The sequence below is a fragment of the Rhizobacter sp. Root404 genome, assembly GCF_001425865.1.
Lineage (GTDB): Bacteria > Pseudomonadota > Gammaproteobacteria > Burkholderiales > Burkholderiaceae_C > LMDS01.
Genome location: NZ_LMDS01000005.1, coordinates 1,076,580 through 1,091,240 on the forward strand (window position 1 = coordinate 1,076,580; position 14,661 = coordinate 1,091,240).

Genomic DNA, 14,661 nt, shown 5'->3' on the forward strand with positions numbered 1-14,661 from the left:
CGTAACAGTCGAACGTACTCCGCTCTAGGCAACAACAAACCAAGGCGCCCCCGGTAGGACTCAGTTCTACCGGGGGCGCACCCATTTCAGGTCAGCGTTGCGCCTCGGCGCCATCTTTCTATCTGGTACAAAAACAATGAAAACCCTACTGATTGACGCCGACATCGCGGCATACGTCGCCGCCCTGAAGAAGCCCGACGAAGTTAAAACAGACGCACAAGTGGCCGCCTCCATTGATGGCCTGGTCAAGTTCTGCCGGGACTGGACGCAGTGCGAGGACGTGCGCATGTGCCTGTCGGACCCCCTGGTCAACTTCCGCAAGACCCTGGTGACTGCGACCTACAAGTGCGGCATTCCGGACGAGCACCGCGAACACCTCGACGTCGACTACAAGGCCGGCCGCGGGGACAAGCCGGAGCTCTACACCGTGGCGCTGCGCCACATCCACGACGCATACCCCGTCCTGCAGCTGCCAACCCTGGAAGCCGACGACGTGATGGGCATCATGGCCACCGCCGAGCCGGGCAAATACATCATCTGCTCTAGCGACAAGGACATGCGCTCGGTGCCGGGACCCATCTTCAACTTCCATGCGAAGCACTACAGCAAGGGTGTCGAAGAAATCAGCCTGGAAGAAGCGAACTACAACTTCTACCGCCAGGTGCTGACCGGTGACCCAGTGGACTCGTACCACGGCATCCCGGGCTGCGGCCCTGCCAAGGCCAACAACCTGCTCGGCCCCGTTGGCCAGGCCTCCGAAGCGGTCATGTGGGCTGCCATCGCGCGCGCCTACAAGGCTTATTTCAGCCTGAAGCTGGTGGCCGCGGAGGACTCGGACAAGTTCGCCATGGACTACGCCCTGACCCAAGCCCGCCTGGCGCGCATCCTGCGCTGCACGGACTACGACGTGGCCGACGACACCCTGACACTGTGGACGCCGCCGGCATGAAGTATCCCGTAGTGCATTGACCCCGACGCCGCCCTGGTGCCGGGGTCAATGCCATAGGCGTGTTCTATTGGTTTCCGTTTTTTCATAGCAAACTCAACAGAGTAGACGTGTATGGAAGAAAAGTGCGCGTCCCCCTTTTTCGATTCACTTCTAACTCGTCAGAGGAGACGCGTATATATGAAAACTTTCCCCCACAAATCCGAAGACCTCGTGAAAGAGCTGAACAAGCTCTACCCCGAACGTAGCCCCCGCATCCAGCAGTCCGAGCGTGAAATCTGGATGGAAGCCGGCCGGCGCGAGCTCATCAACCAACTCATCGTGCGCCTCGAGCGCGAGCAAAACGGAGGTTCCTGATGTGTCTTAGCTCCCCGGACGTGCCACCAGCACCGCCGCCACTGGCCCCTTCGGCCGCCCCGAAAATCAAGAATCCGACCCAGCAGGCCCTGAACGTGAACGCGTCCGGCCAGGCTGTGCGCCGCGTCAATGGGCTCAGCTCCCTGCGCGTTGACCGTATCGGCTCCAGCTTCAATATCCCTCAGTGAATGGAACGGGCCTAATGGAAATCAAAACTACCGCAAAGGCCCGCTACCAGGCTCTCGAAGCGCACCGCCGCCCGTATCTCGACCGTGGCCGCCGCAACGTGAAGCTCTGCATTCCGAGCCTGCTGCCCCCCGAGGGCTACAACGGCAGCACTGACCTGGACGAGCCGTACCAGTCCGTCGGTTCTACCGGCCACTCGCACCTCGCGTCCAAGCTGACGATGACGCTGCTGCCCGCCAACTCAGGCTTCTTCAAGCTGCAAGCCGACATCGCCGAGCTGCGCAAGGAAGGCCTGGACCAGGCCGGCATCACGGAAATCGACTCGAGCCTGGGCGAATCGGAACAGTACATCCAGACTGCGATGAGCTCCGGCACGCTGCGCGCCAAAGTCACTGAATCGCTGCTGCACATCTTCGCAGTCGGCTCGAACTTCATGCACGTGACCGACCCCGCGAACGTCGTGCTCTACCGCCTGGACCAGTACGTCGTGCGCCGCGCCCGCAAGGGCCGCCTGCTCGAGTTCGTGCTGTTCGAGGAACTGGACATCGAAGAGCTGACCGCCGAAGAGCGCGCCGCCACTGACCTCACCCAGCACAAGGGCGACCAGCCGCTGGAGATGTACACCTGGGGCAAGCTGCGTGACGGCAAGATGGAAGTGCACAAGGAAGTCAACGGCAAGCTGATTCCCGGCACCGAGGAAACCTTCCCGGAAGACGAGTGCCCCTACATCGCGCTTCGCTTCCGCAGCGTGGACGGCGAGCACTACAGCCGCAGCCTGATTGACGAAGTCTACGGCGACCTGAACGCGCTGGACGGCCTGAGCCAGGCCCTGCTAGAAGGCAGCCTGATGGCCTCGAAAGTCATCTGGCTGGTGAACCCGGGCGTGACGACGAAGCTGGAAGACCTGGTGCAGGCCCGCAACGGTTCCTTCATCTACGGCAACGCCGGCGAAGTCCAAGCCCTGCAGATGCAGAAGCACGCCGACTTCGCGACCGCAGCGCAGCACATGGCCAAGCTCGAACAGCGCCTTGCCATGGCATTCCTGATGTCCGCCGCAGTGCAGCGCGATGGCGAACGTGTCACGGCCGAAGAAATCCGGACCATGGCGCGCGAGCTGGAAGACGGCCTGGGTGGCCTCTATTCGCTGCTGAGCCAAGAGTTGCAGCTGCCGCTGGTGCGCATCGTGATGTCTCTGCTCAAGCGTGAGAAGCGCCTGCCGCAGTATCCGAAGCACGTGGTCAAGCCGCAAATCGTGACTGGCATCGAAGCACTGGGCCGCGGCCACGACGCCGACAAGCTGCGTGAGTTCCTCAGCGAAATCGTGCAATTGCCAGGTGCCGCCGAGCGTCTGAACATCGGTGAAATCATCACCCGCCTCGCTACGGCAGGAGGTGTCTCGACAGAGAACCTGGTTCGTTCGGACCAAGAAATCGCCGCTGAGCGCCAGAAGCAAATGATGGAACAAGCCGCGATGAACGTGGGCCAACAAGTCGGACCCGGTCTCATCCAGGGTGCGATGGCCCAGGCGCAAGCGCCGGCTGAACCACAAGCAGAACCCCAGGCCCAACCGGCCTAACCCCCTTACGGCAGCACCCGCTGATGCTGGTGCTGCCGTTCCCCCAACACGCATAAATGGAGACGACCATGAGCGACCAAATCGAGAACCAAGAAGCACCTGAAGCAAAGCCTGCGAAGACCAAGGCCAAGACGAACACGTCCACCTTCGTCATCAAGGAAGGCAAAGCGCCGACCAATCCCCCGCTGAAGCTGGGCGCGCCTACCTCGGTTGAAACCAAGGGCGGCATCAAGGTGAAGAACTACTAATGAGCGGCTTCGCCATCGAAGGCGGCACCGCCGCTGAAACCGACACCACGAGCACCGCAACGACCCCGGCAGCCGGCGCCCCCGCCGCAGCTGCCACGGGCACGCAAGCGCCAGCCGTGCTGTCGAACGCTGAAATCGCCAAGCTCGACAAGAACAGCGATGCCTACCGCGACGCCATCCTGGCCAAGACTGCGGCCACCCGCACGCGCCAGGGTGACAACGCAGGTGACGCCGAGACCAACCCGGACAACGCCGATGCCCCAGATGCACCCGCGCTCATCCTGGGCAAGTTCAAAACCCAGGCGGACCTGGAGAAGGCCTACCAGGCAGCCCAGGCTGAACTGACGAAGTCCAAGCAAGGCGCCAAGAAAGAAGCTCCTGCTGCTGGCGATGCTGCTGCTGACGAAGGCGGCGAAACCGCTGCTGCCGGCGACGCTCCCGACTTCGAAGCCCTCGGCCAGGAGTTCAGCCAGAACGGCATGGACCTGACCGAAGACAGCAAGGCGAAGCTCTACAAGCAATTCGGTCAAGGCGTGGTGGATTCCCACCTGGCTGGCCTGAAAGCCCAAGTCGAACTGGCGCAGTACAAGCTGCTGGAAACGGTCGGCATGTCCAAGCCTGAAGTCACGTCGCTGCTGCAGTGGGCGGGTTCGAACCTGCCAGCGGGTGACCGCGCCGTGTTCAACGCCTCGCAAAACGGTGGCCCTGAAGCCGCTGCTGCTGGCCTGAAGATGCTCAAAACGCAGTACGAAGCCGCCAACGGCAAGACTGCAACGCGCACCTTCGACGGCGGTGGCAACGGCAATGGCGGTCCTTCGGGCTTCACGTCCAAGGCTGACATGAAAGCGGCCATCAACGACCCACGCTACAAGACCGACCGTGCCTACGCTGCAAGCGTGGCCGCGCGCATTCGCGTCAGCAAGCTGTTGTCCTAAAGAGCACCTGGCCCCCGTCCTGTGCTTGTCGTCTCCCGGGGGCCAAAAGCGCAGCGGTGCAGTCCGCCAAAGGGGTGAAAAGCCCCTCCCGTCTGGCACCTGACCGTACAACGGAGAAGAAGAGTAACCGCTGTCGCTGGTGCCCAAGACTCTTCACCAATTCAAAGAGATTCATTACCTAGTTCCCGCGCCTCGCGGAGCCGTCTTGCCGACCTCACTGGTCGTCCGCAGGGAACTAGAGACAAAAAGCAGACATGCCCCCAAGGGGCGCACCAGACAGCCACCCGGCTCGAGGTTGCAGCGAACTACACAAGCGTGACTTGGCCCGGCTACGGTCGGACAACCCTGTGCCAGCGGTGTTGCTTCGGCAATCGAGACTGACTCATCAGTCTGGAAAACCAAACCAAACCCTCTACCTTTTACAGGTGAATAAATGACTACCGTAATCCGCACCGGCCAAGACAACAGCGCCGGCGACGTTCGTGCCAACGTCAAAGATATCGCGCAAGCCGAAGTGATGACTCGTTTCGAGACGAAGAACATCATGTCGACCCGCACCCGCAAGGAAACCATCACCGGCGGCGAGAGCGCATCGTTCCCGCACACCGGCGCCAGCGAAGCCGAATACCACACCATCGGCGCTGAAATCGAAGGCTCGACTTTCAACGCGTCGGAAACCAAAATCATGGTTGACGACGAGCTCATCGCTTCGCACTACACGTCGCGCGTCGACGAGAAGATGCTGTCGTACTCCATCCGTGGTCCGCTGACCGAAGCCATGGGCGATGCTCTGGCCAAGGCGTACGACCGCACCGCACTGGCTACTGGCGTTCTGGCTGCTCGCTCGGCGAACAAAATCGTTGGCCTGCCTGGTGGTTCGCAAGTCGAACTGGCTGGCGTGTCGACCGACCCGAAAATCCTGGCCAAGGCAATCTACAAGGCTGCTGAAATCCTGGAAAACAAGGGTGTTGGCCGCTCCGACGTCTGCGTGTTCGTGGACGCCGGCCAGTACTTCGCCCTGGTGCAGAACCTCGACGCCATCAACAAGGACTTCGGCGGCATGGGTTCGTACGCTGACGGTACCATCGTCCGCATCGCCGGCATGGAACTGGTCATGGTCGCGGGCAACGTGTTCCCGAACAAGGACCTGTCCACCGACGCCGCCATCACGGCCGCGCTCATCCCAGGTGTGAAGCCAGCGAACTACCTGGCTAAATACCGCGGCGACTTCAGCAAGACCGTTGCACTCGTGATGCACAAATACTGCATCGGCACCGTGCAACTGTTCGACCTGAACTACAGCCTGGACTGGATTGCCGACAAGCGCATCGACCTGCACGTGGCAGCGTACGTCATCGGTCACGGTGTCCTGCGTCCTGAGTGCGCAGTGGAAATCTGCGAAGAGTAATACAAGTATCCCTACGGGGATGCAACTAGGGGAATCCGGGTCTAAACCTGGGTTCCCCTTTTTTCACTTCCCGACAAGGAGCCCAAATGAGCCTTCCGCTCGACCTCACTTCCGAGCTGGACGTTGTGAACCTGATGCTATCCGCCATTGGCGAAGCTGACGTAGACGCCCTGCCCTCCGACCTGCCAGAAGCACAACGCGCCATGCGTGTTCTGGGGGTCATCAACCGCAGTGTCCAAGCCCGCGGCTGGCACTGGAACACCGACCTGGACGTACCCCTCACGCCCGACGGCGCCGGCGAAATCGTCCTGGCCGGCACCACCTTGAAGGTGGACCCGATGGACCAGAACCGCGACTTCGTGCAACGCGGCACCAAGCTCTACAACCCGCGCACCCAGACCTACACGTTCACCAGCGCCATCAAGTGCAAGGTGGTCGTGCTGCTGGACTTCGAGCTCCTGCCCGAGAACGCCCGCTACTACATCGCCGTCAAGGCCGCCCGCAGCTTCCAGACCACGGACCTCGGCTCGGCCACGCTGCATCAATTTACGGAAGCCGACGAACAGCTCGCCCTCATCAACCTGCTGCAGGCTGAAGGCGACACGCGCGGCGCAACCATGCTGAATGACTACAACCTGGCCTCGCGCCTTCGGAGGTCTTAATGAGTGAACTCGTATCGGGCGGCATTCCGTCCCTGCTGAATGGTGTTTCGCAGCAGACGCCAACCTACCGCCTGCCGTCGCAAGCTGCTGCGCAAGAGAACGCGCTGAGCTCGCCCGTGTATGGCCTGGCCAAGCGCCCTCCGACCGAGCACATCGCCCGCCTGGACTCGCGCCAGCTGGTCAAGCCCTACATCCACGCCATCAACCGCGACAACCGTGAGCGCAGCGTGGTGGTGGTCGAGAACGGCGACCTGAAGGCCTACGACATGGTCACGGGCGCGCCCAAAACCGTCAACTTCCAGGCCAGCAAGGACTACCTGAAATGCGCCTTCCCGCGCGACGACATGACGCTGCTGCAAGTGGCTGACAACACCATCGTGGTCAACAAGACCGTGGCGCCGTTGATGTCTGGCGAAGCCTTCGCGAGCGACCGCTCCACCGGCACCCTGTCCATCCCGCGTGACTACCGCGCCTCCGACCAGAAATACACCTACTGGTATTCGGACTGGGCGAACGGCATGGCCATGCGCGAGAGCGCCACCGTGTACGACACCTTCGCCGCAGCCGAGGCCGCGCTGTATGCCCTGCTGCTGGGCCACTACCCCGACCTGGCTGCGCCAGCGGCCGCCGTGGTCGCGCACGACGTGTTCCCCTTCTTCGCGCAGACGACCGCCCGCAGGTTCAACCGCGTTGACAACGTGACCATCAACCCGGGTGGCACTTATGTGGTTGCACCAAATGGAAAAGTCCTGGTCGGAACCGGGACGCCCTACGTTCACCGGACGACCCGGTTGTTCCGGGATGAACGCGAGGCCTCCTCGGGTCACACCCAGGGTTCCCTGGCAAACGTCGGTTGGCCCGGGGCGCTGTACTACAGCTCCACGGCCGCGGCGACCATCGGGGGCACGTTCCAAACGTTGCTCTCGGGTGGTCAAAAGTGTGGCGTGGGTGTCTACCGCAAGGACATCACCACGGTCGAATGGACGACGCTGACCCCGTCGCGGTGGGCAGCAGCCTGCCTGCCTGATTGCCCGGTTGGCAACTTCGACCGTATCCGCACGTCGTTCAAGGTGTTCGACAAGGCCGGCAACTTCTTCGTCGGTTCCGATGAGCGCTGGTTCCCAGGTGGCACTTACGCTGTACCGGCCACGGGCTACCCCGCGGGAACGTCGGTGGCAACCATGCTGGCCGATATGAAGGCCACGGTGCTGGCGCTTTACCCAACGGTCGTGCCGGTCATCGTGGGCAACCAGCTCATCATTGATTCGCCGATTGCCTTGAATCGCCAGTTCTACATCTACTCAGGTTTCTATTCTGGTGCGCTGTCGCAGCCGGCCTTGCGCTGGTTCGCCGGCACCACCGAGCAGGTTCTGGCGCCGACGGTGAACGAGTTCTCCAATGGCTACGCGATGTCGACCACGTCGCTGTATGACGCAGTGCAAATTGCGCCGCCGGCGCTCTACAGCGCTTCCACCATGCGCTTCACCTACTTCACCAAGGACGCCACCGGCGCCTGGGTGGAGAGCGACGACAGCTACGACACGTTCGGCCATGCAGTTGTGGCCCTGAACAGCGCCAAGAGCCTGGCGCTCACCCTGGTGGCGTCGAGCTGGACCGTGGCCGCCGTGCCAGACGTCATCCGCAGCAGCCGCTTGGACCACTCCGAGCTCAACGGTGCGGGCGTGCAAACGCAGACGATTGGCTGGCCGGGCCTGGCCGCGACCCTGGCCGGCAGTCCCGACGTCTACATTGGCGTGTTCCGGACCGACGTTGACCTGGTAGGCAGCAGCACGATGGGCACCCCCATGCGCAGCTACTTCTGGGACAACGCCACCGGACCCGTTCAACCGGACGGACTGGCTGGCGACGGTGTGACCTACACGGTGTCCTACGGCACCACGAACGTCACGCGCACCGATGCGGCCGGCACCACGCCCACGACAGTGGCTGGCGCACTGGCAACGTCGTTCACGGCAGCTGGTGTGCCAGCAACGGCGGTTGACTCGTGGACGCGCTCGCGCAGCAATGGCGCCGGGACGTTCTCGGTCACCGTTGGCAGCTACTCGCGCACCTACCCACGTTCGACCCGGGCGCCTTACGGCCTGGCGTTCACTACGGTGGATGCAGTCGGCGGCGCGGTGGTGGAAGGGCTCCGCAAGGACCGGCTCTTCATCGTCGTCAAGGCCGGCGTGGCGGAACAGACTTACAAGGTCAGCATCAACGGGCGCCAGGCGTCCTACACCGCAGGCAAATCGGACAACGCACCTTCCTACCGCCTGGACTACGTGGCGGCCAAGCTGGCGCAGCAAATCGCGGGCTGGAATCTGTATGACGTGCAGCGCTTCGGCAGCTTCATCATGGTCGAAGCGCGCACGGCCGGCAGCGTTCTGTACTTCGACTACTCGGACACCTGGAACAACCAGGCCCTGTATGCGATGAAGAATCGCGTGCAGACGTTCACCGACCTGCCCCTGAACTTCGTGCCGGACACCCCGGTCGAGGTCGTGGGCGAAGGCGGTGCCGAGGGCTACTTCGTGCGCTTCAGCCGGGACGGTGAGGTGCGCAAGACGAAGTACACGGGAGACACGGTCGGTCTGTCGGGCGGGTTCCTCCTGCACACCACGAGCTTCGGTTCAGACTGGACCGCACTGGAAGGCCAGGAGAGCGGCCAATGGGAAGAGTGTCCATCGCTCGATGTATTCCTGAAGTTCATTCCGGAGCTGATGCCGCACGTTCTCGTCAGCGAGGCCGATGGCACGTTCACCTTCAAGGTGGCGGACTGGTCCCAGCGCAAGGCCGGCAACGAGGTCAGTGTTCCGCGCCCGAGTTTCGTGGGCCGACAAATCAAGGATGTGTTCTACCACCGCAACCGCCTGGGGTTCCTCACGGAGTCCTCGGTCAGCATGACCAAAGCAGGTGAGTTCTTCGACTTCTGGCCCGAAAGCGCCAAGGATGTCCTGGACTCCGACCCAGTGGACGTCGAGCTGGCCACGACGCGCGTGGTGAGCCTGAAACACGCAGTGGAACTCAACGACGCCATGGTGCTGATGAGCGACGGCGCGCAGTTCAGCATCACCAGCAATGGTGTGTTGACCCCGCGCACGGCAAACATCCAGCAGCGCACGGCTTACGACAGCGCAGGCAATGCACGCCCGGCCAACGCCGGCAAGCGGCTGTTCTTCCTGCACGAGCGCAGCGGCTACACCAGCGGCTACGAGTACGTGAGCGTGGACAACGCGCAGAACTACGAGGCCAATGAAGTGACGGGGCACGTGCCCAACTACATCCCGGGCGGCGTCTGGCTGCTCAAGGCGACGACCGGCGAGAACATGGCCGTGGCGGTGAGCGACCAGGAACCAACCGCGCTCTACGTCTACAAGTTCTTGCACGGCTCGGCCGAACAAGGAAAACTGCAGGAGAGCTGGAGCCGCTGGAGCTTCGATGCAACCGTGTTGGGCCTGGATTTCAACCAGGGTCTCATGAACATCGTGGTTCAACGCGCGGACGGCGTTTATCTGGAGGTCGTTGACCTGCAGGAAAACAAGGTGGATGAGCCAGGTTTCCGTGTTCATCTCGACAGGAAAACCAAGGTCACCGGCGTCACAACCGGGTTGACCACCAGGTTCGTCCTGCCGTATCCGGCCACGTTGGACCCGGTGTTTGTTTCACTGGGTGGGACCAGGTTGGACGCGGTTCGCGTGGATAGCACGACGTTCGATGTCAGCACGACCACGGCATCGGCACTGGTGGGCTTCGGCTACCGGATGCGCTACCAGCTGAGCCCGATTTACCTGCGCAACGACAAGGGCCAGGCCCAGACCGATGCCGTGTTGAAGCTGCGCAATCTGGCAGTGACTTACGCGAGCACCGGTGAGTTCCGCAGCGAGGTCACGCCGGTGTTCCGCAACACCCAGGTCAAGCAGTTCGCGCCCGCGGGCGTGGAGGAGGTCGGCCAGTTCCGATTCCAGGTCATGACAGATGCAGCCACCGTTAAGGTGGAGCTGGTGAGCGATGGGTTCGCACCAGTTCGGCTGCAAAGCATTCTGTGGGAAGGCGTGTACGTTCAGCGCGCCCGCAGGATTAACTAAACCCATGTGGGCGGGGTCGTTTCACAGGGCGGCCCCGCCCACTTTATCCCTTAATGTATCGGAGACGACAATGAAAAAAGCAATCCGCATGACCCATCCGAACATTCGGCCGGCCATGTTGAAAGACGCACGCAGCATGGCCGAGAACATCCGCCAGCAGGACGTGCTGGAAATCGTGGCCCTGTACGGCTACAACCGCAGCTGCACCACCCTGCTCGAGAACAGCATCCGGGACAGCCGCGACGCCTACGCCTACGTCGTTGATGGACGTGTGCTGGCGCTGGCCGGCTGCGCCTACGACTTCAAGCGCTGCGGCGGCGTTCCCTGGCTCATCTGCTCCGACGAATTCGTAGACGAGCACGCCAAGATTATTCTCAAGTTCGCACCCCTCATGGTCGCCCGCTGGCTCAAACGCTACGGCCACCTCGAGAACATCGTGCACGCCGACAACACCGTCGCGCAACGCTGGCTCAAGCACCTCGGGTTCGACATCCAGGTGCAGTACGGCGCCACCTCCTACCGCTTCGTGAAGGACCAATAATGTGCATCCCCCTCGCCGTTGGCGGCATGGCGCTCAGCGCCTTCCAGGCTGGCAGTCTCGCGCTGACCGCGGCCACCACCGCCTACTCTGCCTACGCGCAGAACCAGAACGCCCAGCACCAGGCTGACGCCATCAGCAACAACTACAAGGCGCAGCTGGGCCAGCAAGCCGTCGCACAAAAGCAGATGGCCGACCAGGCCGCCCAGCAGGAGAGCCAGGTGGCGCGCGAAGCGACGCAGGAGCGCGCCAAGCTGACCACCACCGCCGGCGAGATGGGCATGACCGGCGGCGTGCTCGACCGCCTCAACTCCGAGCTGTCGTTCCGTGAGTCCGACGCCCTGCAAACCATCGCGACCAACCGCGGCAACGCCCTGCTCCAGTCCGGCCTCGAAGGCCAGGCCATGCGCGCCCGCGCCGTCGGCCAAATCAACAGCCTCTCTGCTCCAACGTGGCTCGGCACCGGCCTGCAGCTCGCCGGCCTGGCTGGCGACAAGTTCGGCGCCGGCAAGAAGATTCCGAACTCGACTTACACCGGCCTCATTGGCTAAGGAAGGAAACAATGCCAACCAACACCAACCTGAGCGAACGCCAGTTCGGCTTCGGCGAGCAACAGCTCAATGTGGCCGCACGCCCGGTCGACGTCGTCGCGGCGCCCAGCGCCAGCAAGACCCAGGACCTCCTGCAGTCCATCCGCGTGTTCAACCAGGGCGCCAACACCGTTGCCGACAACCTGCACCAGGAGTTCGTCAAGGCCGAGCAGGCCCGCGCGCAAGCCGACGCCTTGAAGAACCCGGACGGCGCCGAGCCGGTCTACACCACCGACCAGACCCCCTGGTACACCGAAGCGCGCGTAAACACGTGGGCCAAGGTCAAGGGCATGCAGGTGGCCGGCGACATGAATGCGCAGTACGAGGCCCTGAAGAAGAAGCCCGAAGAGTTTGCCAACACCGACTTCAAGAAGTGGACGGCCGACTTCATTGCCAAGAACACGGCGGGCCTGAAGGACCCCTCGGCAATCGCCGGCGTCATGCCGCACCTGATGCAGCAAGCCATGACCATCAACGGCGACGCGCCGGGCCTGCAGGAAACGGTCCGGCACAACCAGCTGGTGAGCACGTTCAGCAACGGCGCCGAAGCGGAAACCATTAAGGACAACTACAACTTTTCCACCATCGAGACGCAGTTGGCAGACGCCAAGGCCAAGGGCATTCCGATGTCCGAAATCGTGCCGGCCTATCTGTCGGCGGCGCGCTACGGCATGGAAAAGGGCAACTACCGCGCGGCCCAAATCCTGGACCAGCCGATGAAGGCCCTGGGCGGGCTGACGCTGCGCATGGTGTCGGCGCCGAAGGACCGGGACAACATCGACGCGCTGCTCGGCAAATCGACCAAGGAAGGCAACACCGCCAAGGCCGAGCTGCTCAGTTCCGAGGCGTCCGACCTGTTCTCCAAAAGCGGAGTGACCGAGGCGTCGATTTCGCAAGTGCTGGCCAAGGCTGACGAGATGGGCGTCAAGCGCTCGGAAGCGGCCGCCATGGTGGCTTCGGCTGTCAATGGTATTCAGGAAACGACGGGCGACCCGAGCATTGCAAAAATCCTCAACGCCCCGCTGGCAGCCCTGAACGGCAAGAGCATTCGCAGCGTGTCGGCCATCGAGAAGCAAGGCGGCATCGACAACATGCTGGGCAAGGTCACGCAAGAGCAGAAGAAGCAGATGGAGGACGAGCGCAAGCGCGTCGAAACCCTGACGCAGACGCAGCTCGAAGACGCGATGGAAACCAACCCGGACGACCCGATGTTCCAGGACGCCGACGCGTGGGCCAACAAGACTGTGCTGAACCCTGCTTTCGACCTGACCAAAACCAAGGCCGGCATGGAGCTCTACATCAAGGGCCGCAAGCTCGCCGCCAAGGCCAACAAGGACGCAGCTATTCAGGAAGCTTATAACTCTGGCACGTTCCGCAACCTGCCGGACGTCACCGCCGAAGACAAGCGCAACGCGCAAATCAAGGCGGAGAAGGCGATGCGCTCGAGCGGTCTGAGCGAGACGGACCAGGTTCGCCGGATGATTGACCTGGGCGTCAAGAACGACATGCCGAGCCCGACGCTGTTGGCCAAGTTCGAGAACATCGAGCAGATGCCTGGCAAGGTGAAGGATGACCAGGGCAAGGAGGTCGTGAACCCCGCGCTGGTCCAAGCCATCGTCACCATGGACGCGATGCGCAAATCGGGCAACCCGCAGGCGGCCGCGCAGTACCTGAAGGGCGCTGGCTTGGCGTACATGAACGCGCTTGACGTGCAGGTGAACCTGATGGGTCGCTCGCTGGAGAGCGCAGTCGACAACGCCAAGGTCTGGTCCTCGCCCGAAAAGGTGGAACAGCTGAAGGAAATGGTCAACAACACCAAGCAGGAAGTCCTGGACGGCATCGCTTCAAGCATGTCCAGCACGGCCAACAACACCAGCACCATCTTCAACACCAACATCCACAACACGGAAGCGGTGCGGGCGTATGCGTCGCAGCTCTACCCCCAGTATCTGGCGGCGGCGGGCGGTGACCCGAAGGCGGCGCAGGAAGCCATGACGAAAGAGCTTCAGAGCCGCTTCGTTGGTGTGTCCAACACGCATGACTGGCTCAGCCGCGATGAGGGCTACGCGGTCATGCTGCCAGTTGGCGCCACCGCGTCCCCTGCAGTTGCCAAGGCGTTCCAGAAGGTGCAAGCCGACCTGGACGTGAAGTACAAAGCTTCGGGTCCAGTCAAAATCGTGCCCGCTTCCGAGCGCCGCGGTGAGACGACCTACCTGGTCTATTCCGGGATGCAGCTGATGCCCGAGCGGCTGAGCTACCAGGACATCATGGCGGCCGATTCCAATGCTGCTGCACAGAAGGCGCTCGACGCCGGCTTGCAGTCAAAAGGTGTGGACAAGGACACCCGGGCCTACGCCACCGGCAAGATGACCCCACAGGCTCTCGAGAAGCAGCAGCAACTCAAGACGCAGGCGGAGGTGGCCAACCTCAATGCGCTGATGAGCAAGACCACCGATGCCAACCAGGCGATGCAGGCCAACCCGGCTGCACCGGTTGCAAAGGGCACCGGCCCCCGGTCGAACTACCAGTACGCTCAAGAGGCTGCGCACACCGACCCCGCCTGGGCTATTGGTGTCGCCAGCGAAGGCATTCCGAAGCGTCCCTACAAGGACAACGACGGCGGCATCACGATTGGCCTGGGCTACAACACCAAGCACCAGTCGCCCGAGCAGATTGCCAAGGACTTCAGCAAGGCTGGCATCCCGAACACCCCTCAGTTCATCGAGATGGTCAAGGGTGGCCAGGTCAAGCTGACGGTGCCGCAGATGCAGGCCCTGCACAGCGTGGCGTTCACGCGCTACCAGGACAAGGCCAAAGAGGCCTTCGACACCTCCTACCCCGGCGCATGGGATGGGCTGAACCAGTACCAGAAGGCGGCCATCGGCCAGCTTGCCTACAACACCGGCTGGAAGTCGAAGGTGTTGAAGGATTTCCTGGGCAAGGTTGGCGCCGGCAAGGAAGAGGACGCGCTGCGCGAACTGAAGGTGGTGTGGCACGACGACAAGGGCAACCCCCACGTCAACACCGACCTGATGCGCAACGTGCGCGCGATGTGGCAAGGCCCTGACGCCTTCAAAAAAGCCCTGACGCTGGGTTGAGCGTACACGCGGGGGACGGCTTCGGCCGG

Annotated in this window: 11 protein-coding genes; all 11 read left to right on the plus strand. The window is 62.5% G+C overall.

Annotated features, from left to right (window positions below):
• Positions 1–136 precede the first annotated feature (136 nt).
• The 11 genes from ASC76_RS19140 to ASC76_RS19185 all read left to right on the plus strand — a co-directional run bounded on the left by ASC76_RS19140 (position 137) and on the right by ASC76_RS19185 (position 14,632).
• Positions 137–949 (plus strand): hypothetical protein, encoded by an 813-nt coding sequence (locus ASC76_RS19140; RefSeq protein ID WP_082549285.1) that lies wholly within the window; start codon positions 137–139, stop codon positions 947–949.
• Positions 950–1,126: 177 nt separating this feature from the next.
• Entirely contained in the window at positions 1,127–1,303 is a 177-nt protein-coding gene (locus ASC76_RS25545) for a hypothetical protein (protein WP_157615849.1), read from the plus strand.
• Between the two features lie 202 nt (positions 1,304–1,505).
• Positions 1,506–3,065: a portal protein gene (locus ASC76_RS19145; protein ID WP_056470076.1), complete on the plus strand. Its 1,560-nt coding sequence runs from the start codon at positions 1,506–1,508 to the stop codon at positions 3,063–3,065.
• Between the two features lie 68 nt (positions 3,066–3,133).
• On the plus strand, positions 3,134–3,313 hold the full coding sequence (locus tag ASC76_RS19150) for a hypothetical protein (RefSeq protein ID WP_157615851.1): 180 nt from the start codon (positions 3,134–3,136) through the stop codon (positions 3,311–3,313).
• Entirely contained in the window at positions 3,313–4,248 is a 936-nt protein-coding gene (locus tag ASC76_RS19155) for a hypothetical protein (RefSeq protein WP_056470081.1), read from the plus strand. The genes ASC76_RS19150 and ASC76_RS19155 overlap by 1 nt, the downstream gene beginning before the upstream one ends.
• Positions 4,249–4,681: 433 nt before the next feature.
• The gene (locus ASC76_RS19160) at positions 4,682–5,656 is read left to right on the plus strand and encodes a phage capsid protein (RefSeq protein WP_056470084.1); all 975 of its coding nucleotides are present in this window, start codon (positions 4,682–4,684) and stop codon (positions 5,654–5,656) included.
• Positions 5,657–5,742: 86 nt separating this feature from the next.
• Complete coding sequence (locus ASC76_RS19165) at positions 5,743–6,318, plus strand: hypothetical protein (protein ID WP_056470088.1); 576 nt, start codon at positions 5,743–5,745, stop codon at positions 6,316–6,318.
• Complete coding sequence (locus ASC76_RS19170) at positions 6,318–10,406, plus strand: hypothetical protein (RefSeq protein ID WP_056470091.1); 4,089 nt, start codon at positions 6,318–6,320, stop codon at positions 10,404–10,406. Before ASC76_RS19165 ends, ASC76_RS19170 begins: the two co-directional genes overlap by 1 nt.
• A gap of 70 nt (positions 10,407–10,476) precedes the next feature.
• Complete coding sequence (locus ASC76_RS19175) at positions 10,477–10,947, plus strand: hypothetical protein (protein WP_157615853.1); 471 nt, start codon at positions 10,477–10,479, stop codon at positions 10,945–10,947.
• Positions 10,947–11,495 (plus strand): hypothetical protein, encoded by a 549-nt coding sequence (locus tag ASC76_RS19180; protein ID WP_157615855.1) that lies wholly within the window; start codon positions 10,947–10,949, stop codon positions 11,493–11,495. Before ASC76_RS19175 ends, ASC76_RS19180 begins: the two co-directional genes overlap by 1 nt.
• 11 nt (positions 11,496–11,506) lie before the next feature.
• Positions 11,507–14,632, plus strand: a complete 3,126-nt coding sequence (locus ASC76_RS19185) for a hypothetical protein (protein WP_056470101.1) — start codon at positions 11,507–11,509, stop codon at positions 14,630–14,632.
• Positions 14,633–14,661 lie beyond the last annotated feature (29 nt).

Bases quoted from the DNA above. Each gene is read 5' to 3' on its own strand.
- ASC76_RS19165 (WP_056470088.1), top strand. From the start codon at position 5,743: ATGAGCCTTCCGCTCGACCTCACTTCCGAGCTGGACGTTGTGAACCTG.
- ASC76_RS19140 (WP_082549285.1), top strand. From the start codon at position 137: ATGAAAACCCTACTGATTGACGCCGACATCGCGGCATACGTCGCCGCC.
- ASC76_RS19175 (WP_157615853.1), top strand. From the start codon at position 10,477: ATGAAAAAAGCAATCCGCATGACCCATCCGAACATTCGGCCGGCCATG.
- ASC76_RS19150 (WP_157615851.1), top strand. From the start codon at position 3,134: ATGAGCGACCAAATCGAGAACCAAGAAGCACCTGAAGCAAAGCCTGCG.
- ASC76_RS19180 (WP_157615855.1), top strand. From the start codon at position 10,947: ATGTGCATCCCCCTCGCCGTTGGCGGCATGGCGCTCAGCGCCTTCCAG.
- ASC76_RS19145 (WP_056470076.1), top strand. From the start codon at position 1,506: ATGGAAATCAAAACTACCGCAAAGGCCCGCTACCAGGCTCTCGAAGCG.
- ASC76_RS19155 (WP_056470081.1), top strand. From the start codon at position 3,313: ATGAGCGGCTTCGCCATCGAAGGCGGCACCGCCGCTGAAACCGACACC.
- ASC76_RS19160 (WP_056470084.1), top strand. From the start codon at position 4,682: ATGACTACCGTAATCCGCACCGGCCAAGACAACAGCGCCGGCGACGTT.
- ASC76_RS19170 (WP_056470091.1), top strand. From the start codon at position 6,318: ATGAGTGAACTCGTATCGGGCGGCATTCCGTCCCTGCTGAATGGTGTT.
- ASC76_RS19185 (WP_056470101.1), top strand. From the start codon at position 11,507: ATGCCAACCAACACCAACCTGAGCGAACGCCAGTTCGGCTTCGGCGAG.
- ASC76_RS25545 (WP_157615849.1), top strand. From the start codon at position 1,127: ATGAAAACTTTCCCCCACAAATCCGAAGACCTCGTGAAAGAGCTGAAC.